The organism is Streptosporangium sp. LJ11, assembly GCF_051918945.1.
Taxonomy (GTDB): domain Bacteria; phylum Actinomycetota; class Actinomycetes; order Streptosporangiales; family Streptosporangiaceae; genus Streptosporangium.
Genome location: NZ_JBPXMB010000003.1, coordinates 421,004 through 440,419, shown reverse-complemented (window position 1 = coordinate 440,419; position 19,416 = coordinate 421,004). Strand labels below are relative to the sequence as shown.

14 protein-coding genes, 3 tRNA genes and 4 pseudogenes are annotated in these 19,416 nt (G+C 72.0%); 10 read left to right on the top strand and 11 right to left on the bottom strand.

The window, feature by feature from the left end; genetic code table 11:
* Positions 1 to 20: 20 nt before the first annotated feature.
* From ACTOQ3_RS06720 to dusB, 3 genes are all read right to left on the bottom strand, one after another.
* Positions 21 to 992: a TAXI family TRAP transporter solute-binding subunit gene (locus ACTOQ3_RS06720; RefSeq protein WP_440082533.1), complete on the bottom strand. Its 972-nt coding sequence runs from the start codon at positions 990 to 992 to the stop codon at positions 21 to 23.
* Positions 989 to 2,959 carry a TRAP transporter permease gene (locus ACTOQ3_RS06715; protein ID WP_440082532.1) on the bottom strand — a complete coding sequence of 657 codons (1,971 nt, stop codon included), beginning with the start codon at positions 2,957 to 2,959 and terminating at the stop codon, positions 989 to 991. Before ACTOQ3_RS06715 ends, ACTOQ3_RS06720 begins: the two co-directional genes overlap by 4 nt.
* Positions 2,960 to 3,159: 200 nt before the next feature.
* Positions 3,160 to 4,281, bottom strand: a complete 1,122-nt coding sequence (gene dusB, locus ACTOQ3_RS06710) for a tRNA dihydrouridine synthase DusB (protein WP_440082531.1) — start codon at positions 4,279 to 4,281, stop codon at positions 3,160 to 3,162.
* 91 nt (positions 4,282 to 4,372) lie between these two features.
* Here dusB and ACTOQ3_RS06705 point away from each other — a divergent pair, with 91 nt between their 5' ends.
* The 4 genes from ACTOQ3_RS06705 to ACTOQ3_RS06690 all read left to right on the top strand — a co-directional run bounded on the left by ACTOQ3_RS06705 (position 4,373) and on the right by ACTOQ3_RS06690 (position 5,450).
* On the top strand, positions 4,373 to 5,035 hold the full coding sequence (locus tag ACTOQ3_RS06705) for an amino acid-binding protein (protein ID WP_440082530.1): 663 nt from the start codon (positions 4,373 to 4,375) through the stop codon (positions 5,033 to 5,035).
* Between the two features lie 155 nt (positions 5,036 to 5,190).
* Positions 5,191 to 5,262, top strand: a tRNA-Gly gene (locus tag ACTOQ3_RS06700).
* A 25-nt stretch (positions 5,263 to 5,287) separates the two neighbouring features.
* Positions 5,288 to 5,358: transfer RNA gene (locus ACTOQ3_RS06695), tRNA-Cys, on the top strand.
* A 17-nt stretch (positions 5,359 to 5,375) separates the two neighbouring features.
* Positions 5,376 to 5,450 (top strand) — tRNA-Val (locus ACTOQ3_RS06690).
* 266 nt (positions 5,451 to 5,716) lie between these two features.
* On the opposite strand, the pseudogene ACTOQ3_RS06685 reads toward ACTOQ3_RS06690, so the two are convergent.
* The 5 genes and pseudogenes from ACTOQ3_RS06685 to ACTOQ3_RS06665 form a co-directional block, all read right to left on the bottom strand.
* Positions 5,717 to 5,944: pseudogene (locus ACTOQ3_RS06685) on the bottom strand (hypothetical protein); the annotation flags it as partial.
* A 477-nt stretch (positions 5,945 to 6,421) separates the two neighbouring features.
* The gene (locus ACTOQ3_RS06680) at positions 6,422 to 7,051 is read right to left on the bottom strand and encodes a spore germination protein GerW family protein (protein ID WP_440082529.1); all 630 of its coding nucleotides are present in this window, start codon (positions 7,049 to 7,051) and stop codon (positions 6,422 to 6,424) included.
* Between the two features lie 99 nt (positions 7,052 to 7,150).
* Complete coding sequence (locus ACTOQ3_RS06675; RefSeq protein ID WP_440082528.1) at positions 7,151 to 8,011, bottom strand: universal stress protein; 861 nt, start codon at positions 8,009 to 8,011, stop codon at positions 7,151 to 7,153.
* An 83-nt stretch (positions 8,012 to 8,094) separates the two neighbouring features.
* Positions 8,095 to 8,295: pseudogene (locus tag ACTOQ3_RS06670) on the bottom strand (universal stress protein); the annotation flags it as partial.
* A 96-nt stretch (positions 8,296 to 8,391) separates the two neighbouring features.
* Positions 8,392 to 8,685, bottom strand: a pseudogene (locus ACTOQ3_RS06665) (hypothetical protein); the annotation flags it as partial.
* 113 nt (positions 8,686 to 8,798) lie between these two features.
* Between ACTOQ3_RS06665 and ACTOQ3_RS06660 the strand changes: the two are divergent.
* The 3 genes and pseudogenes from ACTOQ3_RS06660 to ACTOQ3_RS06650 form a co-directional block, all read left to right on the top strand.
* Positions 8,799 to 9,107 (top strand): annotated as a pseudogene (locus ACTOQ3_RS06660) (PEP/pyruvate-binding domain-containing protein); the annotation flags it as partial.
* 189 nt (positions 9,108 to 9,296) lie between these two features.
* Positions 9,297 to 10,550, top strand: a complete 1,254-nt coding sequence (locus tag ACTOQ3_RS06655) for an alkyl sulfatase dimerization domain-containing protein (RefSeq protein ID WP_440082527.1) — start codon at positions 9,297 to 9,299, stop codon at positions 10,548 to 10,550.
* A 183-nt stretch (positions 10,551 to 10,733) separates the two neighbouring features.
* Positions 10,734 to 12,374: a DUF885 domain-containing protein gene (locus tag ACTOQ3_RS06650; protein WP_440082526.1), complete on the top strand. Its 1,641-nt coding sequence runs from the start codon at positions 10,734 to 10,736 to the stop codon at positions 12,372 to 12,374.
* A gap of 87 nt (positions 12,375 to 12,461) precedes the next feature.
* Here the strand turns inward: ACTOQ3_RS06650 and ACTOQ3_RS06645 are convergent, their stop codons facing one another.
* Complete coding sequence (locus ACTOQ3_RS06645; protein WP_440082525.1) at positions 12,462 to 15,596, bottom strand: AfsR/SARP family transcriptional regulator; 3,135 nt, start codon at positions 15,594 to 15,596, stop codon at positions 12,462 to 12,464.
* Between the two features lie 357 nt (positions 15,597 to 15,953).
* On the bottom strand, positions 15,954 to 16,103 hold the full coding sequence (locus tag ACTOQ3_RS06640; RefSeq protein WP_440082524.1) for a hypothetical protein: 150 nt from the start codon (positions 16,101 to 16,103) through the stop codon (positions 15,954 to 15,956).
* A 250-nt stretch (positions 16,104 to 16,353) separates the two neighbouring features.
* Between ACTOQ3_RS06640 and ACTOQ3_RS06635 the strand changes: the two genes are divergently transcribed.
* Genes ACTOQ3_RS06635 through ACTOQ3_RS06625 form a run of 3 tightly spaced genes read left to right on the top strand, consistent with a single transcriptional unit; the run spans position 16,354 to position 18,235 of the window.
* The gene (locus ACTOQ3_RS06635; protein WP_440082523.1) at positions 16,354 to 16,692 is read left to right on the top strand and encodes a hydroxyisourate hydrolase; all 339 of its coding nucleotides are present in this window, start codon (positions 16,354 to 16,356) and stop codon (positions 16,690 to 16,692) included.
* 41 nt (positions 16,693 to 16,733) lie between these two features.
* A complete protein-coding gene (locus ACTOQ3_RS06630; RefSeq protein ID WP_440082522.1) occupies positions 16,734 to 17,573 on the top strand; it encodes an AfsR/SARP family transcriptional regulator in 840 nt (279 codons plus the stop codon).
* Complete coding sequence (locus ACTOQ3_RS06625) at positions 17,570 to 18,235, top strand: hypothetical protein (RefSeq protein WP_440082521.1); 666 nt, start codon at positions 17,570 to 17,572, stop codon at positions 18,233 to 18,235. The genes ACTOQ3_RS06630 and ACTOQ3_RS06625 overlap by 4 nt, the downstream gene beginning before the upstream one ends.
* 126 nt (positions 18,236 to 18,361) lie before the next feature.
* On the opposite strand, the gene ACTOQ3_RS06620 is transcribed toward ACTOQ3_RS06625, so the two are convergent.
* Complete coding sequence (locus ACTOQ3_RS06620; RefSeq protein ID WP_440082520.1) at positions 18,362 to 19,408, bottom strand: FAD-dependent oxidoreductase; 1,047 nt, start codon at positions 19,406 to 19,408, stop codon at positions 18,362 to 18,364.
* Positions 19,409 to 19,416: the final 8 nt, after the last annotated feature.

Sequence of the window (19,416 nt, the reverse complement as noted above, 5' to 3'; positions counted from 1 at the left end):
ACCGGGAAACCGGGAACCCGTCAGCCGTAGTACTTCTTCGCACCGTCGTGCAGGGGCACCGGCTCGGTCTTCTGGGCGTTGTCGCGGGTGATGTCCTTGGCCGCGGGGTGGACCTTCTCCAGATCCGCCTTGCGGTCGAAGAGCAGCTTCGTCAGGCTCCCGGCCAGGGCGGGGTCCATCTTCTCGCTCACGACGAGCAGGTTGGGCACCGAGATCGTGGACACGTCGGCCGGGGTCTCGTAGACGTCCTTGGCGATCGTGCCCGCGGCGTACACCTGGCCGTGCTCGGCCTGCATCGCGGGCAGCACCCCGTCCAGCGGGACGAAGACGACCTTGTCCTTGAGCGAGGTCAGCAGGTCGGTGAGGCCCGGTGTGGGCAGCCCGCCCGACCAGACCAGCGCGTCGAGGTCGCCGTCCTTGACGGCCTGCACGCTCTCGGGCAGGCCCAGTGACTGCCGGGTGACGTCCTTGTCCGGGTCGAGACCGGCGGCCTTCAGCAGGCGCAGCGCGATCACCTCGGTGCCGGAGTTGGGCGAGCCGGTGGAGACCCGCTTGCCCTTGAGGTCGGCGACGGACTTCACCCCGGAGCCGGCGGTGGCGACCACCTGGGTGTAGTTGTCGTACAGGCGGGCGACGGCGCGGATCGGCTGGGGCGCGGTGAACGCGCCCTTGCCCGCGACGGCGTCGGCGGCGGAGTCGGCCAGGGTGAAGGCGATGTCGGAGTCGCCCCTGACGACCCGCTGGATGTTCTCCACCGAGGCGCCGGTCGCCTCGGCCGTGGCCTGGTAGCCGGGGAGGTTCTTGCCGATCTGGTCGGCCAGCCCCCCGCCGAGGACGTAGTAGACGCCGGTGGTGTTACCGGTGGCGATCGACAGCCGCTTGCCCGCGGCGCCGCTCTGGCCCGCGCCCTGCTCGGCCGACCGGTCGCCGCCGCACCCGGCGAGGAACAGGACTCCCGCCGCCAGCAGGACGGCCACGCGTTTGACGGTCAATGAACTGCCTCTCGTTTGCGCATCACCAGATGGAGGGAGACGGCCACGATCAGGAGACCCGCCCCGGCGAGGACGGGCAGCGGCGACAGGAACAGCAGCAGCACCGCCGCCACCGCGCACAGCACCCGCTCGACGGGCCCGGCCCGGCCGAGCAGCCGCCCGCCGGTGGCGGCGGCCAGCGCGGCGACCGCGAGCGCCGAGACCCCGGTGGCCGCCAGGATCTCCCCGATCGTGCCCTGGGCCAGCAGCCCGGCTCCGCCGGGGGTCAGCACGAAGGCGAACGGCACCAGGAACGCGGGAAGCGTGTACTTCCAGGTCGCCATCATGGTCCGGTAGGCGTTGCCACCGGTGATGGCCGACGCCGCGAAGGCCGACAGCGCCGTGGGCGGGCTGACCTCCGACAGCACGGCGTAGTAGAAGATGAACATGTACGCCTCGGCCTGGCTGACGCCGAGATCCGTCAGCGCGGGCCCGATGATGACCGCCGCGATGACGAACGACGCGGTCACCGGCACGGCGAGGCCGAGCACGAGCACCGCGACCGCGCACAGCAGCGCGGTGACGGCCAGGATCCCGCCCGAGGCCCCGACGATCAGCGAGCTCGCCTTGAGGCCGAGACCGGTGAGCGTGACGACGGCGACGATGAGCCCGGCGGCGGCGCAGGTCGCCGCGACCGGCAGCACCCCGGTCGTCCCCGCCGCCAGGGCCCTCGCCGCCCTGCGCGGGGTGAGGGCGTGCTCCCTGTCGAGGAAGGAGAGCGCGGCCGCCAGCAGCGTGGCGTACACCACGGCGCGGAACGGCGACTGGCCCAGCGCCATCAGGACGACGATCACGAAGAGCGAGCTGAAGTGGTAGCCGAACCGCCTGACCAGCGGCCAGAACCTCGGCGCGTCCACCTCGACGGCCCGCGTCCCGTATGTACGGGCGTCGATCTCGATGGCGAGGAAGATGCCCAGGTAGTACAGGATCGTGGGGACGGTGGCGTAGAGCAGCACCGTGAGGTAGCTGACCCGCATGTACTCGGCGATGATGAACGCCGCCGCGCCGAGCGTGGGAGGCGACAGGATCGCCCCGATGCCCGCCGCGGCGAGCACTCCCCCGCCCTGCTCGGGCGGGTATCCCGCCCTGCGCAGGATCGGCCAGGCGACGCTGCCGACGCTCACCGTCGTCGCGACGCCGGAGCCGCTCACCGTGCCGAGCAGGAACCCGGCGAGGGTGACCGTACGGCCCGGCGCGGAGCGCGAGCGGCGGAACGCGGCCAGGGAGACGTCCACGAAGAACTTCCCCGCCCCGGAGTGGTCGAGGACCGCTCCGTAGACGGTGAACAGGATGATGTAGGTGGCCGCGACGTCGAGCGGCACCCCGTACACGCCGTCGGTGCCCATCACGAACGAGACGACGATCCGGTCGATGTCGTAGCCGCGGTGCCCGATGACCCAGTCGAAGGGCAGGTAGCCGCCGTAGTAGGCGTAGAGGGCGAACGCGACGCAGAACGCGGGCAGTATCCATCCGACGGTGCGGCGGCAGGCCTCCAGGACCAGCAGCACGATGACCGCCCCGGCCGCCACGTCGAGTGCCGTCGGCTCGAAGGCGCGCCGGATGAAGTCGTCGAAGACCACCAGCGGGTAGAGGCAGGCCACCAGCGCGAGCAGGGCCAGAACCCAGTCCACGACGCCCGGCCGGTCGGTGCCCCGCCGCCCCGGCTTGTAACAGACGAAGGTGAGCGGCAGCACGACCGCGAGGAAGATCATCCGGTACGGGAGCACGGAGGCGGGCCGGAAGGCCCGGTACAGGACGTACAGCGACAGCCCGAGGGCGACCAGCGTGACGGCCCCGGCCACCCAGCCCGACAGCCGCCGGGCGGGCCGTTCCGCGTCGAACTCCGCGATCAACTCGTCCGCCGACGCGGCGCCCGTTGTCGTGTCGCCCGCCGATCCCGCCGATCCCGCCGATGTGGTGCCTGTCAAACCGCCGTCTCCACGTGTGAGCCGCGACCTTTGACCGCACATTACATAGATCACTGACGCCCGTCCGTCAGGGCGCGGTCACATTCGCGTCACACCTGCCGTGCGGAAGGCATCGGGCCGCACGGAACGTACGAAGAGAGTGAAATGTCCAGAGAGAAAGACCGAGAACCGAGCGGCCGAGAGCGGCCGCCCCGGTGCCGTCAGCCGCCCGAGGTGTCGTTCTCGGCGTCCGCGCTGGGAACCGCGAGATCGTAGGGGTCGTCCAGCCATCCGGCGGGCAGGTGGACGCGGTCGCGCGGGTTGGTCTTGCCCCGGGGGGTGTCCACGCCGTCGGGCCACGGCTGGGCGGCGTCGAGCTCGGCGAGCCCTTCCCGCAGGACGGCCAGGCTCTCCGCGGTGGCCAGGCGGCGGCGGAGCTCGGCGCCGACGGTGAAGCCCTTGAGATACCAGCCGACGTGCTTGCGGAAGTCGACCACCGCGTGCCGCTCGCTCTCGAAGCACTCGGCCATCAGGGTGGCGTGCCGGTCCATGGTCGCGGCGACCTCGCCCAGCAGGGGACGGCTCCGCTCGTCGCCGCCCTCGCACATGGCCGCCAGGTCCGCGAACAGCCACGGGCGCCCCAGGCAGCCCCGGCCCACGACGACCCCGTCGCACCCGGTCTCGTCCATCATGCGGCGCGCGTCGGCGGCGCTCCAGATGTCGCCGTTTCCCAGCACCGGGATCTCCGTCACGCTCTCCTTGAGCCGCGCGATCGCCTCCCAGTCGGCGGTGCCGCCGTAGTGCTGGATCGCGGTGCGGCCGTGCAGCGCGATCGCGGAGACGCCCTCCTCGACGGCGATCCGCCCGGCGTCCAGGTAGGTCAGGTGGTCGTCGTCGATGCCCTTGCGCATCTTCACGGTCACCGGCAGCGTCCCCGCGTTGCGCACGGCCTCGCGCAGGATCGCCCGGAACAGGTTCCGCTTGTACGGCAGCGCGGAGCCGCCGCCCTTGCGGGTGACCTTGGGCACCGGGCAGCCGAAGTTGAGGTCGACGTGGTCGGCCAGGTCCTCCTCGGCGATCATGCGGACGGCCCTGCCGACGGTCACCGGGTCGATCCCGTACAGCTGGATGCTGCGGGGGTTCTCCTCGGGCTCGAACCTGATCATCTTGAAGGTCTTGGGATTGCGCTCCACCAGCGCCCGCGTCGTGATCATCTCGCAGACGAACAAGCCGCCGCCCTGCTCCCGGCACAGGGTACGGAACGGCGCGTTGGTGATCCCGGCCATCGGGGCGAGGACGACCGGCGGCCATACCTCCAGCGATCCCAGCTTCAACGACTCCACCTGGCTTTTCTACCGCACCGCGACGAGCAGGACGAATCATCGCTGGGTATGGTGTCTCTGGCGTAGATCAACGTGACACGGGAGGCCGCGGATGCTACTGCGACTGCGGATCGCACTGCCCGACCAGCCGGGCTCCCTGGGGAAGGTGACCCGTGTCCTCGGTGTCGCGGGCGCGGACATCACCCAGGTGGTCGTCCTCGACCGCGGCGAGGGCCGGGCGCTGGACGACATCACCGTCTACTGGCCCGACTCCGCTCCCAGGGAGAGCCTGGTCGAGGGGCTGGAGAGCGTGCCCGGGGTGACGATCGAGGGCGTCTGGGGCACGCGCGAGGCGCCGGGAACCTACCCGGAGCTGGAGATCCTCAAGTACATCACCACCGCGGGCGACCGCGCCCTGGCCACCCTGCTCGACTCCATGCCCGTACTGTTCAGCGCCGACTGGGCGGCGGCGGCGACCGAGAAGAGCCCCCGCACGCTCGTCCACTCCAGCTGGCGCGCCCCCGAGCAGGTGCCCTTCCCCGACGAGACGCCCATCCGCCCGGCGGCCTTCACCCTCGACTCCGGCCTGCACGTGATCGCCGCCCCGCTGCCCCCGCTGGCCCTGACCTTCCTGCTGGCCCGCGCCGACGGTCCCGCCTTCCACCGCATCGAGGTGCACCGCCTCACCCGCATCCTGGAGATCTTCCTCACCCTGCCCGCCGTGGAGCGCGTCGTCGCCCGCCAGCTGCGCCGCCCACCCGAGCAGGACGGCTGAACGATCACCTGGCCGGACCCTCCGCACGGACGGCCGCGGGCGGGTCCGCGCGGGCGGCCAGTGGGTCCGCCGGCTGAACGCACGGTTACGCAACCGCCGGGAAAACCCGCTAGAGTTCTCTCGTCGCCACCGGGTGGGAAACCCGGGGGAAACACGCGGAAGTGGCTCAGTGGTAGAGCATCACCTTGCCAAGGTGAGGGTCGCGGGTTCGAATCCCGTCTTCCGCTCGAAGGGTCTTCGGGCTCTCACTCCGGTGGAGTGGCCGAGAGGCGAGGCAACGGCCTGCAAAGCCGTCTACACGGGTTCAAATCCCGTCTCCACCTCTGGTCCTTCCCCATGCGGACGATTAGCTCAGCGGGAGAGCACTTCCCTGACACGGAAGGGGTCACAGGTTCAATCCCTGTATCGTCCACCACAGTTTCCCCAGGCCAGCGGCCTGGGGTTTGCTGTTTCCCGGGTTGTCGGCCATGAGATCGGGAGCACGCCGCTCCGCGATGATCGTGACCTCCACCCGCCCCGGCGGTCCGGCGGGTAGAGGTCATCCGATCGCGGGCGTCTTCGGCGCGCCGCTGGAACACGGGCTTCAGTACCGGCTGCTGATCAGGCAGGTGGCACGTGCGGCTCCGGCATCGTGCGCGAGCCGTCGGTACTCGACCGTCGAGGAGCCGATGCTCACGACGATTACGGCCACGCCCAGTCGCGGATCTCTGCCGGGTCCTCGCCGTGCTCGCGGGTGTGGGCGCGGGCGCGCAGGCGGGCGTCGGCCATGTGCTGGCGCAGGTGCGCCGAGCGCCCGGCCAGCCCGGGGACCCGGTCGACGACGTCCATCACCAGGTGGTAGCGGTCGATGTCGTTGAGCATGGCCACGTCGAACGGCGCGGTGGTGCCCTCCTCCTTGCAGCCGCGAACCAGGCCGGCCCGTCGGTCGGCGTCGATGACGGTGACCGTGCCCACGGCGTAGCGGCCCATCGCCCGCACGATCTCGCTGAACGTCGCGTCCTGGTCCACCGCGATGGCCACGTGACCCATGACGTCCTTGACTTCGATTGACATGGTTTCCTCCTCGGGTTCTGCCTGCACACTCCCGCCTGTGCGGCGGGCGCGGCAGCGGCGAACGTCACCGGCCTCGCCGGCTTAGGTCCCGACCGCGGCGGAGGAGGAGCTCTCTTCATCGAGCAAGCGGCACTCTCCGGGAAGCCGGCTCGGCGGCGCCGCAAGCAGGTGTCCGGGAAGGGTCCACGCGTCGGGGACGAGGTCGTGGCAGGCGGTGGTACCGACGTCGAGCCGCTTCGTGCTCCCGGGGGGAGAACGGCACGCCGGCCACCGGCGGGCCGCCGGGCGGCGCCGCGCCGATCGGCGCGGCGCTGCCCGGCGGCGAATCGACGATCAGGAGCGGCGGGCACGCAGGCGCGCGAACGCCCGCAGGGTGAGGAGCGCGGCGACGGCCACGACCTGCCCACCCAGGATGATCTTGTTGTAGTCGATCGCGGGCTGCCAGCGGACCTCGCCGTCCTTGACGACGAAGACCCCCGCCGCGGTCGCGCTCGCGCCGAACCCGCCACCGGAGCCCTCGCCCGGCTTCTCGCCGCCCTCCTGCCTGCCGCCACCTCCCCCGCCGCCCCCGCCGACGCGGGCCACGGGGATGACGGTCACCCCGTCCCGCGTGATCGGCTCGCCGAAGACGCGGGTGACGGTGGCGGAGTCGCGAACCTTGTCGATCATTTCGATGACGTCCATGTCTTTCCCTTCATCACGGTGACGGCCGCGGCTGCGGCCGTCGTCGCGCTTGTCCTTGAGCCCGGCCTGCTCGATGACCTCGTCGGGGACCTGCGGGTGGGGGGAGAACCCGGCGAACATCCGCACCGGTTCGGCGACGCTGAACTCCTCTTCGGACCCGGCCTCCTGCAGCACGATGCCGATGCGTTCGCGGTAGGGGCGGCCACCGGTGGCCGGATCGAAGCCGAGAACCGAGACCGAACCGCCGTCGCGTCCCCTGTGTCCTTCCAGGATCTCCACAGCGGTGGTCTTGCCCGCGCCGTTCGGCCCACACCTCGCCCTCGGCCACGGTGAAGCCGACCTCGTCCAGCGCCTGGACGGTCCCGTAGCTCTTGCGCATCAATCGGTCGTGGAGCGCACGACGGCGACGGCGCTGCCGGCGTGCAGCAGCACGGCCCGGCTCACCGAGCCGAGTATCGCCGAGCTGACGGCACCCCGGCCGTGGGAGCCCACCACGACCAGGTCGGCCTCGGCCGAGGCGCGGGTGAGGGCGTCCACCGGGTGCGCGCAGACGACCTCGTGGACCACCCTCACCTGGGGGTGGCGCTCCTGCCGGCCGCGCAGCCTGTCGGCGGCGGCCTGCTGGTGGGCCTGGCCGACCTCGTCGAGGTCGTAGGTGATCTCCGGCGCGTAGACGTGCACCGGGGCCTGCCAGGCGTGGATGGCGCGCACGGTGGCGCCGCGCAGCGCGGCCTGCGCGAAGGCGTAGGCCAGGGCCGGCTCGCAGGCCGGGGAGTCGTCGACACCGACGACGATCTGACCGTGAACGCTCTGCTGCCCGGCCCGCACGACGACCACGGCGCCGTGCGCGTGCCCGGCGACGTGGACGCTCACCGAGCCCATGACCGCTCCGGCGAAACCGCCCAGACCCCGGGCGCCGACGACGAGCTCGTCGGCGTGCTCGGCCTGAGCACGCAGCACCGACACCGCGGTGCCCTCGATCGGCTCGGTGGTCACCTCGATGCCGGGCTGCCGCTTGCGCGCGACCTCCTCGGCCTCGGCCAGCACGCGCCGGGCGCCACGCTCCAGCACGTCGCCCATGACCGGGTTGGGGAACTTGGAGATCTGGTACGGCCAGCGATCGACCGCGTAGACGATGCGCAGCGGCCGGTCGGCTCGGGCGGCGTCGTCGGCGGCCCATTCCACGGCGGCGGTCCCCGCGGCCGAGCCGTCAGCCCCCACGACGATCACGTGAGTCATGATTCCTCCTTGTTTTCCTCCATCACACGCCGCGCCCGCGAGTTGCCGAAGGGCCATAGGTCCCGAGTTCCCGGAGCCTTGGGTCACCGGTGAGGCACGCGCACGACGGCCAGGGGGCAGGTGGCGTGGTGCGGCATGGCCTGGCCGACCGAGCCCGGCACCGGACCGGCGAAGCCGCCGTGCCCGGTGGAGGCCGGCACCGGCAGGTCCGCGCCCGCCGGCGTCTCACGCGGGACTTCTGCCGGATGCCCCCGAATGACCTGCTCGATCACCTCGGCCCCGGGGCGGAGCGCCCGCCGGGGGCGCCGGGCCGAGGTGTCCGCGGGAAAGGGGAACGCGTCGACGCCCGCCCCTGCGCGGGCGGGCGTCGACGCGTCGGGTCACCTCAGGTACGGGGTGCGCCGGACGATGGGCAGGTTGCCGAGCCCGAGCGTGGTGCCCGCGTCGGCCAGCGCGAGGCCGGCCAGCACGACGGCGTAGACGATGTGGTCGTCCATGAACGGGTTGGTGGTCAGCGGCAGTTCGGCCGCCCACATCAGGACCAGCAGCAGGCCGCCGGCCACCGCGGCGATCCGCAGGCCGACGCCGAGCACGAGAGCCAGGCCGATGCCCAGCAGACCGACCATGAACAGCCAGTCCACCCACGCCTGTCCCGCCAGGCCGGAGAAGCATCCTCAGCTCGCCGTGCTGGCCACCGCCGGCGTCCCCGAGGGCGCCCGCCCCGTACCGGCGGCCGGGCCCCGGGCCCGGCCGCGACACCACCCCCACCGGATGGAGGCCACCCGCGATGCGCACGAACTACGTGTACGACTTCGCCGACGGCGACATGGACATGGACATGAAGGACCTGCTCGGCGGCAAGAGGGCCAACCCGGCCGAGATGACCCGGCTGGGGCTGCCCGTGCCGCCGGGCTTCACCATCACCACCGAGACCTGCCGCTTCTACCTGGAGCGGGAGACGACCCCGCCCGAGCTGGACGCGGAGGTGGACCCGCACCTGCGGCGGGTCGAACAGGCCATCGGACGCCGCCTCGGCGACCCCGGCGACCCGCTACTGGTACCCGACCGGCCCGTGAGCCGGGGGTCGCCCGCGGGATGCGCTCACCTCAGGTTGGATCACCCGCGGATGGTGACATATACGGTGCCGCTCGGTTGGAATGGGCCTGTTCTCCAAAGACCACATCGATCCCGGACGGCGGAACACGCGGTATCCGCCCGCCGGTTCACCCGGGCGCGGGCACCGGCCGGAGCGCGGCGGAAGACGTCGAGGAAGGGCTGACCTCCCATGAACATCACCGAGTACGCCGACACCGTGTGGCGGGGCGAGGCCCCCGACAGCATCGTGCACACCGGCCTCGCCGGGCAGGGTTTCGTGGAGATCGTCGACGGCGTGGGCTTCCGCAGCGGCTTCGGCAACGTGATCGCGCTGCGGCACGGCGGGGAGGTGACCCTCTTCGACACGGGCAACCCCTTCGACGCGGACCGGCTCCACACCGAGCTGCGGGCCTGGACCGACGACCCGGTGACCGCCGCGGTCTACTCCCACGGCCACATCGACCACGTCTCGGGCGTCGGCCCGTTCGACGCCGAGGCCGACACGGCGCGACGGCCCCGGCCGACGGTGGTGGGGCACGAGGCGGTCGCCGTCCGCTTCGAGCGCTACGTGCTGACCAACGGCTACAACGCCATCGTGAACCGGCGGCAGTTCCAGGCTCCCGGCCTGACCTGGCCCACCGAGTACCGCCACCCCGACGTGGCCTACCGCGACGTGATGTCACTCGGCCACGTCGACCTCTTCCACGCCAAGGGCGAGACCGACGACGCCAGCGTCGGCTGGGTGCCCTCGCAGCGCATCCTGCTGCCGGGCGACCTGTTCATCTGGGTGACCCCCAACTGCGGCAACCCGCAGAAGGCGCAGCGCCACCCGCGCGAGTGGGCGATCGCGCTGCGCAGGATGGCCGAGCTGCGGCCGGAGATCATGCTGCCCGGCCACGGCGCCCCGATCTTCGGCGCCGACCGGGTCGAGCAGGCGCTGACCGAGACGGCCGAGTGGCTGGAGTTCATGGTCGAGCGCACCCTGGGGATGCTCAACGAGGGCGCCAGGCTGGACGACATCGTGCGTGCCGTGCGGCCTCCCGCGCGGCTGGCGGAGCGGCCCTACCTGCGCCCGCACTACGACGAGCCGGAGTTCGTGGTGCGCAACATCTGGCGGCTTTACGGCGGCTGGTACGACGGCAACCCGGCCCACCTCAAGCCCGCGCCCGAGGCCACGCTGGCCGCGGCGGTGGCGAAGCTGGCCGGAGGCGCCGCGAGGCTGGGCGACGCCGCGCTGGAGGCGCTGGCCGCGGGAGACCAGCGGCTGGCGGGGCACCTGGCCGAGATGGCCGTGCAGGCCGCACCGGACGACACGGCACTGCACGGGGTGCGGGCCGAGGTGTTCGCCGCCAGGGCGGAGTCTGAGGCGTCGCTGATGGCCAGGGGCGTGTTCACCTGGGCGGCCGAGGAGTCGCGCAGGGTCGCGGGAGACACCCCGGCCTGACCACCGGCCTCCGGCTCGGGTCCCGGCTCGGGCTCGGGCTCCGCAGGGGCGGGCCCTCCTCGAGTGCGGGCGAGTTCTCCCCGGGTGCGGGCGTGCCCCTCGCGGCGCCGGGTTCCCGGACGTCAGGGAGACCGGATAGCGAAGGGATAGGGGGTGGATGCCGGGCCGTCCTACGGTCCGGACATGAGCACTCCGATCTTTGCGCTTTGCGACGAGTACGTCACCCGCTGGGCGGCGCTCGACCCGATCGCGGCAGGTGCCGAGGGCATCGTGTCCGACTTCGTGGCCGCCACCGACCACAGCCCGGCCGGGAGCGCCGCCCGGGCCGAGCTGATCCGTTCGACCCTGAAGCGTCTCGACGAGCTGGTCCCGACCGGCGAGCCGGACGTCAGGGCGGCCACCCATCTGCGGGAGCGGCTGGAGGCCGAGCTCGCCTGGCACGACACGGGCGAACCGCTCCGCTGGGTGGCGGCGCCGTACGGGCTGCCCTACCGGGTGCGCTCCAGCGTCGTCCTCCTCCCCCACGGCAACGACGACGAGTGGCGTGACGTCGCCGCCCGCCTGGCGGCGATCCCGGAGATGCTCGCCGGGTGGCGGGAGAGCCTGGAGGCCGGTCTGGAGATGGGCCTGCGGGGTGCCCGCAGGCAGGCGCTGGCCATGGCGGACCAGGCCGACCAGTTCGCCGGCGCCGGCGGGACTCCCCCGGCGCACGACGCCTTCGTCGCCACCTACGGCGAGGGCCCGGTCAGGGAGGAGCTGCTCAAGGCGGCCTCGGCGGCCCACGACGCCTACGCCTTCGCGGGGCGCTACCTGCGCGAGGAGTACGCGCCCCGGGCGAGCGAGACCGACGCGGTGGGCCCCGAGCGCTACGCGGTCGCCGCCAGGATCAGCCTGGGCGCCGACATCGACCTGCGCGAGGCGTACAAGTGGGGCTGGGCGGAGCTGGAGCGCATCGGGGCCGAGACTGCAGCCGAGGTCGAGCGGATCAAGCCGGGCGCGACCATCGAGGAGGCGACCGCGATCCTCAACGAGACCCAGGCGGTCGGCTCCCTGGAGGAGTACCAGGCGTGGCTGCAGGAGCGTCACGACCGGGCGGTCGAGCAGCTGAACGGCACGCACTTCGACATCCCCGAGCCGCTGCGGCTCATCGTGGCCGAGGTCGACGTGAGCTCCACGTCCGGCGCGGCCTCCTACAACGCGCCCAGCGAGGACCTGTCGCGGCCGGGCCGCACCCTGTGGCCGGTCGGGGGGCGGACCCGCTTCGCCACCTGGAGCGAGCTGACGACGATCTTCCACGAGGGGGTGCCCGGCCACCACCTGCAGTTCGGCGCGATGCGCACGGCCGGGGACACCCTGTCCAGGTTCGCCAAGGTCTCCTGGGTGGACGGTCACGGCGAGGGGTGGGGCCTGTACGCCGAGCGGCTCGCCGACGAGCTGGGCTGGTTCACCGACCCGGGCACCCGGCTGGGCATGCTCAACTGGTCGGCCCTGCGTGCCGCCCGGGTGGTCATCGACCTGGGTGTCCACCTCGACCTGCCGCTGCCCGACGGCTCGGCGTGGACCTTCGAGAAGGCCTGCGAAGTGCTGCGCGAGCAGGGCCGCTGCGAGCCGCACCGGGTCGAGGCCGAGGTGGTGCGCTACTTCGGCTGGCCCTCCCAGGCCATCTCCTACAAGCTGGGCGAACGGGCGTGGGTGCAGGCCCGCGAGGAGGCCAGGCTGCGCCTGGGTGACGCCTTCGACCTGCGTGCCTGGCACACCGCCGCGCTGGAGCTGGGACCGGTGGGCCTGTCCAGTCTCGCGGAGGCCCTGCGCCGCATCTGCTGAGCACCGGCGGCCCCGCGACCGGTGGCACGGCCGGCGACGACCGCTCGGGGAGGTCCGGCTCCCGGACCTCCCCGGACCATCCGGTCCTCAGGACGCCGGGACCTTCCCCGCCCGTCCTCGCGGTTGTTCCAGGGCGGGTGGCGGAGGAGGCTCCAGCTGGGCGCGTACCCGGGCGGCGATCGCGGGGGGCATCGTGCCGGCCAGTTCGAGGGCCTCCTCCGAGACGCTCAGCGCCGCCTCTGCCTCACCGACGGTGGTGTACGCCGCGCTGAGCATGACCAGGACGCGCATCTGGTGGAGCGGCGCGTCGATCTTGTGGAACAGGCCGAGGGCCTGGTGGAAGCGGCCGATGGCCTGTTCGGTCTGGTCGACGGCGAGCGCCAGCTCGCCGAGCGCGAGCACGACCCTGGCCTCGGCGAGCCTCTCCCCCGCGGTGGTCGCCACCTCCAGGGCGTTCTGGAGGGTGAGCTCGGCCTCCTGGAGGTCCCCCTGGCGCAGCCGCGTGACGCCCAGGCCGTGCAGGGCGTACGCCTCGCCGGTCGGGTCGCCGATGTTGCGCACGGTCGTGAGCGTCTGCTCGAAGACATCGGCCGCCGACGCGAACTCCTCCGACCTGAGGTAGGTCTCGCCCAGCCGGTGCAGGACCTGCGCCTCCACCCGGCGGCTGCCGCCGACCCTGCTGAGTTCCAGTGCCTCGCCCAGCAGACGCTTGGCCTCGTCGAGCTCGTCGCAGTCGAGCCTGATCTGGGCCATGCTGTGGAGCACGTAGGCGGAGGCGACCTGGTCGCCGGTGCCGCGGAAGATGCCCAGCGCGCGGTCATAACGTTCCACCGCGTCGTCGAGCCGTCCGCTCATCCGGTCCAGGAAGGCGATGTTGCGGATGACGAGGGCCACCCCCAGGTCGTCCCCGGCCTCCTCGAACAGCTCGGCCGCCGACTCGAAGTCGCGCCGCGCGTCCCCGAAGCGCTGCTCGGCGATGTACAGCGAGCCGATCGAGTAGAGCATCGCCGCCTGCCCCCGGCGGTCGCCTGCCTGCCGGGCGGCGGCCAGGGCGACCTGGTGGGTCTCCCGCCAGTCGTCGAAGTAGATCCTCGACTCGAACAGGGTGACCGCGCTGATCGCGAGGTCCCAGCACAGCTCGACGAACCCGGCCTGCGCCGCCTGGCGGATGCCCGAGACCAGCGTCAGCCGCTCGCGCTCGTACCAGGGAAGGGGGGCCATCACCAGTTGCTCGACCAGCCGCCCGGGCAGCGGCCAGCGCGGCGCGTCACTGTGGACCTGCACGTAGTCTCCGCCGTACTCGCGGCGGTGCGCCTCGCCGGTCAGGAAGAGCAGGCCGCCGAGCACCCTCTCCAGCGCGGCGTTGCGGTCGGCGACCGCCTCCTCGCCGGCGAGGCGCTCGCGGGCGAACACGTGGATCAGGTCGTGGAAGCGGTACTGGCTGTGCACGCCGTACCCGGCGTCGGTCGTCTCGACCAGCTGGCTGTCGGCCAGGTCGTCGAGCAGGTCCTGCGCGTCGGAGGGATGGCAGTCGAGCAGCGCGGCGGCGACCCAGCCGGAGAAGTGCCGGGACTCCAGGATGGCCAGGCGCCGGAACAGGCGGCGCGCGTCCTCGCTGACGCTCTCGTACGTCAGGGAGATGCTCGCCCTGATGCCCAGGTCGCCGTGTTTGAGCTCGTCGAGCCTGCGGGTCTCGTCCTCCAGCCGTCCCACGAGCTGGTCGATCGTCCAGTGCGGGCGGGCGGCGAGCCTGGCGCCCGCGATGCGCAGCGCCAGCGGCAGATGGCCGCAGAGGTCCGCCAGCTCGGCCGCCGACTCCCGCTCGGCCTGCACCCGCTCGACGCCGGCGATGCGGGCGAGCAGGTCCACCGACTGCCTGGAGTCGAAGAGGCCGACGTCGAGATGGGCCGCGCCCGGCAGGCCCGCGAGCCGGCTGCGGCTGGTGATTATCACCGCGGCCTCGGGATTGCCGGGCAGCAGGGGCAGCACCTGGCTCTCGCTCCTGGCGTCGTCCAGGACGATCAGCATCTTGCGCCCGGAGAGCAGCCCGCGGTACATCTCCGCCCGCTCGTCCACCCCGTCGGGTATCGCGTTGCCCGGCACGCCCAGGGCGCGCAGGAACCGTTCGAGCACCTGCCCGGAGCCGACCGGATGGGACTCCCCTCCGTGCAGGTCGGCGAAGAGCTGGCCGTCCTCGTAGCGTCCGGCGACACTGTGCGAGACGTGCACCGCGATCGTGGACTTGCCGATGCCCGGCTTGCCGACGACGGCGATGACGGGGACGGCGAGCCGCTGCCGGTCCTCCGCGGCGAACGTGAGCTGGCGGCGGATCGCCTCGACCAGCTTGATCCGGCCGGTGAAGTCGGCGATGTCGGTGGGAAGCAGGCGGGGGACCGTCCGCCGGGCGGTCGGCTCCTCCTGCGTCTCCGCGTGGCGCTGGGGCTGATGCTGGTGCTGTTGCTGCCGGCCCGGCGGGTCGAGGCTCTCGTCGGAGGTGAGGATGGCGTACTCGAGCTGCTGGAGGCTCTCGTTGGGTTCGATGCCCAGCTCGTCGATCATCGTCTGGCGGGCACGGCGATAGACCGTCAGCGCCTCGGCCTGGCGTCCCGAGCGGTAGAGCGCGATCATCAGCTGGCCGCGCAGCCGTTCCCTGAGCGGGTGTTCCTCGACGAGCTCGCTGAGCTCGCCCACCAGCTCGTGGTGCCTGCCCAGTTCCAGCTCGAGCTCGACGCAGTCCTCGTTCGCGGTGATCCGGCGCTCGCTCAGCCTGCCGACCGCCCCCTGCACGAGCCGGCTCTCCTGGCCGTCGAGGGCGGGTCCCCGCCAGAGGGCGAGCGCGTCCCGGTAGTGCCTGACGGCGTCCTCCGGACGGTGGCCCTCGCGAGCCTGGCGGGCCTGGTTCAGCAGGCTCTCGAAGGTGTGGGAGTCGAGCTCCCCCTCGGCGACCCGCAACGTGTATCCCTGGGAGTGGGTCGCGATGACGTCGGGCCCGCCGTTGGCGGCGAACAGCCGCCGCAGCGAGGAGATGCAGATCTGCACCTGCGCGCGCGAGGTGCTGGGGAGGTCCTCACCGTAGATCGCGTCTGTCAGCCGCCCGATGGTGACCATCCGGTTGGCCTCCAGCAGGAGGCAGGAGAGGACGACCTGTTGCCGAGGTGCGCCCAGATCCAGGCGCCGGGCGCCGGCGACGACCTCCAGGGGGCCGAGGATCCGATACTCCACCGAATCTCCTTACAGAGTCGCGGCCTGTCCAGAAATTCACCGCACGGTCGGTGTAAGAGAGACATCAGGGATCTAAACGCTGCCTTAAAACCAGGCAACAATAGACTCAACCCCACCCTCCTTGATCTCTGGACATATAACCCAGCGATCACGGTGGGCAATTTATATGCATGAAACGTGGTCTGCCCGGGATCATACAACGTCGCTGGTGGGAGAACCAGTGGGGTTTGTAAAGGTCTGGCCCGATTTGCGACTAACGGGCGGGTTTGAGACATGAAGAAGCGGCCGGAGCTTGGACGGCTCCGACCGCTTCGGCGAACCCCCGCCGCCGGCGACCTCTCCGGGCGGGGGTGCAGTTCAGCCCCAGGGGGTGTTGCTGGCGAGCACGGTGGTCGTCGGAGCCCCGTCGGCGACCGAGGGGACGACGGCGGCGAGACCGAGGCACCCGAGGACCGCGACGGCGGAGACGATGATCCGGAGGGTGGTGAAGCTCGCGAATTCCCGCATTTCCTGTACCTCTTCTTCGTGTCTCGCAGGCCGTTCACTGCTGTCCGCCTGTCTGCTTCAAAACGTAAATAGCCCCCCTATCCGCCCCTTATCCGATCCCTTCTGATCCGGCATCCGAGCCGTCCGGCACGAAAGAATAGGCTCGGGTAGCCGATGGATAGCGGACGGATAGCCCTCCCCTGGAACCTGATGGGACCGAGGCCGCGCGATAAGGGTCACGCGGCCCCGACCAGCAGATGGGTAACCTCACATGAGCATCGCCACGCAGGCACTTGACGGCGTTTACGGCCGGTCCGCGGCCGGTGTCCGAGCTCGCCTGGAGCGCGCCTCGGGCACCGGCTGGGAGCCGGTCTCCGAGGGCGAGACCGACACCGATGGAAACGTCAAAGAATGGACGGACGAATTCATGGAGCGCGGGCTCTATCGTCTCGTCCTCGCCACCGACCACTATTTCGCCGGGCTCGGCATGACCACCTCCTACCCGGAGATCACGGTCATGTTCCGGATGCACGACGAGCGCATGCCGTATCACGTCCAGGTCGTGCTGGCGCCACACTCGTACTCGACGTGCTTCGGCGTCCGCGGGTGAGTCCGCGAGCGGCGGAGTCCGTCCTTCCAAGGGAAGCGAACATGCCCGTTCAACAATTGGCGAAAGCCGGCCCCTGCGACCCCGGGCGGGACGAGGGCACGCCCTCGGTCATCGCCCGATGCCTGAGCAACTTCCGCCTGGAGGTCGACGGGCGGGCCGTCTCGCACTGGCGGGCCGGCAAGTCGAGGGCCTTGTTCCAGTACCTGCTGGTCAACCGTGAGCGGTTCGTCCACGGGGACCGGCTGCGCGAGGTGCTGTGGCCGGAGCGTGAGGACCACCGCTCCAGCTCGCTCAAGGTCGCCGTGCACGGCGTGCGGCGGGTGCTCAACGAGTTCGAGGACAGGGACGGCTTCACCCTGCTCCACCAGGACCACGGGTACGTGCTGCGGACGAACAGCGCGTGGGTGGACATCGAGGAGTTCCAGCGCGCCTTCGACCGGGGCCGGAGCGCGTGGGTGGCCAAGGACCACGACACCGCGATCGCGTGGTTCCAGCGGACCGCCGACCTGTACGTCGGGGACTTCCTCTCCGGCGAGACCGGCGACTGGATCAACGAGCAGCGGCAGTGGATGCGCGGGACCGCGCTGCGCGCCCTGTCCGCGCTGCGCACCGAGGCGCTGGAGCGCGAGGACTGGCCGGCCGCGATGCACTGGTGCCGCAGGGCCCTCGACGTCGATCCCCACCACGAGACCACCTACCAGACCCTGATGATGATGCACGGCGAGCTCGGCGAGCTCGGCCGCGTCCTGAGCTGGTACGAGGTGTGCCGCCACCGGTTGCGCACCGACCTCGACGTGGAGCCGAGCGAGCGCACCGAGCGGCTGCTGGCCACGCTCATGCGGGGCCGGAACCGGCCGCCCCTGACCGGTCGGCGCCCGTGACGGCGCCCGTGACGCCCCCCGGCCGGGGGCCCGATCTGGAACGCCTGCGCGCGGCGGTCGGCGAGTTCGCCCGCTACGGCGCGGCCGACAGGTCGTGGGAGCGGCTGCTGCTGGCGACCGGCCCGTGGGTCGACCCCGCACTCGCCGCCCATCGCCGGGCCCTGCTGACCTGGTTGAACGCGTGGGGGTGCCGGCTGCGCTATCCGCGCGACGGCGAGCCCGACGTCTTCGGCACGGAGACCGCGGCCTGGTGGGACCGCTGGCGGGAGCGCCTCCCCGGCCGGGACGCCACGCTCGCGGCGCTGGACGACGCGGAGATCGACGTGCTGGGCGAGTGCTACGCGGACCTGTCGGCGATGCGCGCGGCCCCCGGGGCCAGGCCCCGCTCCCTGGGGCCGACCGCCGCGACCAAGATGCTGCACGCCCTGCGCCCGGCGGCGCTGATGCCCTGGGACGCGGCCATCGCCGACGCCCTGCACGGGTCCCGTACGCCGGACGCCTACCGCGCGCACCTGCGGCTGGGCCGGGAGTGGGCGCGGCGCCTGCTGGAGGAGGCGGGTGTCGGCGAGCGGGAGCTGGCGGCGCGGCTGGGCCGCCCCGGGCGCCCGCTGGCGAAGATGCTGGACGACTACTGCTACCTGGCGTTCACCGCGGCGACCTGACCGGTCGCCGGGCTCCGCCTTCACGGCCGCGGGGACGGACGACCCGGCCGGGCTCCCTCCGCACGGCGGCGTTCGCGACCGGCGACGGTCACCGGGACGCGACCCGGACGGGTCGCGTCCCCGCGCTCATCGCAGCGACCTGACCAGGCTTCGCGCGGCCGTGCGGCTCGCGGCGAGCACGGTCTTGCCCGCGCCGCCGCTCCCCCCGGTGAAGGTGTAGACGCCCTTGGCCAGGGGACGCAGCGACAGCCCTCCCGTGGGGTGGTAGCACTCGACCGCGGTGACGGCCCTGACCGTCCCGCCGGATGGCCGGTATCCGATCCTGGCCTCGGCGACGTCGAGGATCCTGCTGGTGAGCACCGGGTCGGTCGGCGTGGGTCCAGGGGTGATGTCCCATCTGTCGGTGGGCAGCCCGAGCAGGACCCGTCCTTCGGCGTAGGACCTGCCGTACAGCCCCGACGTCTCGTCCACGAACGCGTCGGGATTCTTCCCCGCCGAGGGACCGAGCACGTACTGGATCACCTTGGTGCGCAGCCCCGCGTCCGTCAGGCCCGTACGGGCGAGAAGTCCCTGGGTCCACGCCCCGGCGGCCACCACGACGGCGTCGAACCTGGCCGGACCGCCCTCGGCCGGCCGGACCTCGGCCTCGGCGGTGATGCCGTCCACCTGCCCCTCGGTGACGAAGGCGCCCGACCTGGCGAGCTCGACCAGGAGCCGGTCGCGGAAGGCGTTCGGGGAGAGGTATCCGGCGCGCTTCTCGACGACGGCCACGCTCCCCTCCGGCAGCTCGCGGAACGTGCCGCGGGTGCTGAGCTCCGCGCCGCTGACCAGGGAGATCGAGCCGGGCAGGCGGCTGCGTACCAGCTCGACCAGGCCCTCGGTGCCCGGTCCGAGGCCGGGCAGCAGGTACACCGAGCCGGTCTCCCGGTAGGAGGCCCACTCGCGCAGCTCCCGGTTCGAGTGGAGCTCGGCCAGGCTGTCGGCGGCCTCCAGGCACAGGGCGGGGTCGGGCTCGAAGGCCCTGGTCAGGCCTCCGGAGGCGGCGCTGGCGTCGGCCCTCCTGTGCGGCTCTCCGGTGTACAGGTGGACGGCGCTCCCCCTGACGACCTCGCACAGCCGCCAGGCCAGCATGGCCCCGGCGATCCCGCCGCCCACGACGGCGATTCTGATCATGGCACTCC

Excerpts from the sequence above, each read along its gene's own strand:
- ACTOQ3_RS06675 (WP_440082528.1), bottom strand. The coding sequence starts at position 8,011 with ATGACTCACGTGATCGTCGTGGGGGCTGACGGCTCGGCCGCGGGGACC.
- ACTOQ3_RS06650 (WP_440082526.1), top strand. The coding sequence starts at position 10,734 with ATGAGCACTCCGATCTTTGCGCTTTGCGACGAGTACGTCACCCGCTGG.
- ACTOQ3_RS06635 (WP_440082523.1), top strand. The coding sequence starts at position 16,354 with ATGAGCATCGCCACGCAGGCACTTGACGGCGTTTACGGCCGGTCCGCG.
- ACTOQ3_RS06640 (WP_440082524.1), bottom strand. The coding sequence starts at position 16,103 with ATGCGGGAATTCGCGAGCTTCACCACCCTCCGGATCATCGTCTCCGCC.
- ACTOQ3_RS06655 (WP_440082527.1), top strand. The coding sequence starts at position 9,297 with ATGAACATCACCGAGTACGCCGACACCGTGTGGCGGGGCGAGGCCCCC.
- ACTOQ3_RS06705 (WP_440082530.1), top strand. The coding sequence starts at position 4,373 with ATGCTACTGCGACTGCGGATCGCACTGCCCGACCAGCCGGGCTCCCTG.
- ACTOQ3_RS06630 (WP_440082522.1), top strand. The coding sequence starts at position 16,734 with ATGCCCGTTCAACAATTGGCGAAAGCCGGCCCCTGCGACCCCGGGCGG.
- ACTOQ3_RS06620 (WP_440082520.1), bottom strand. The coding sequence starts at position 19,408 with ATGATCAGAATCGCCGTCGTGGGCGGCGGGATCGCCGGGGCCATGCTG.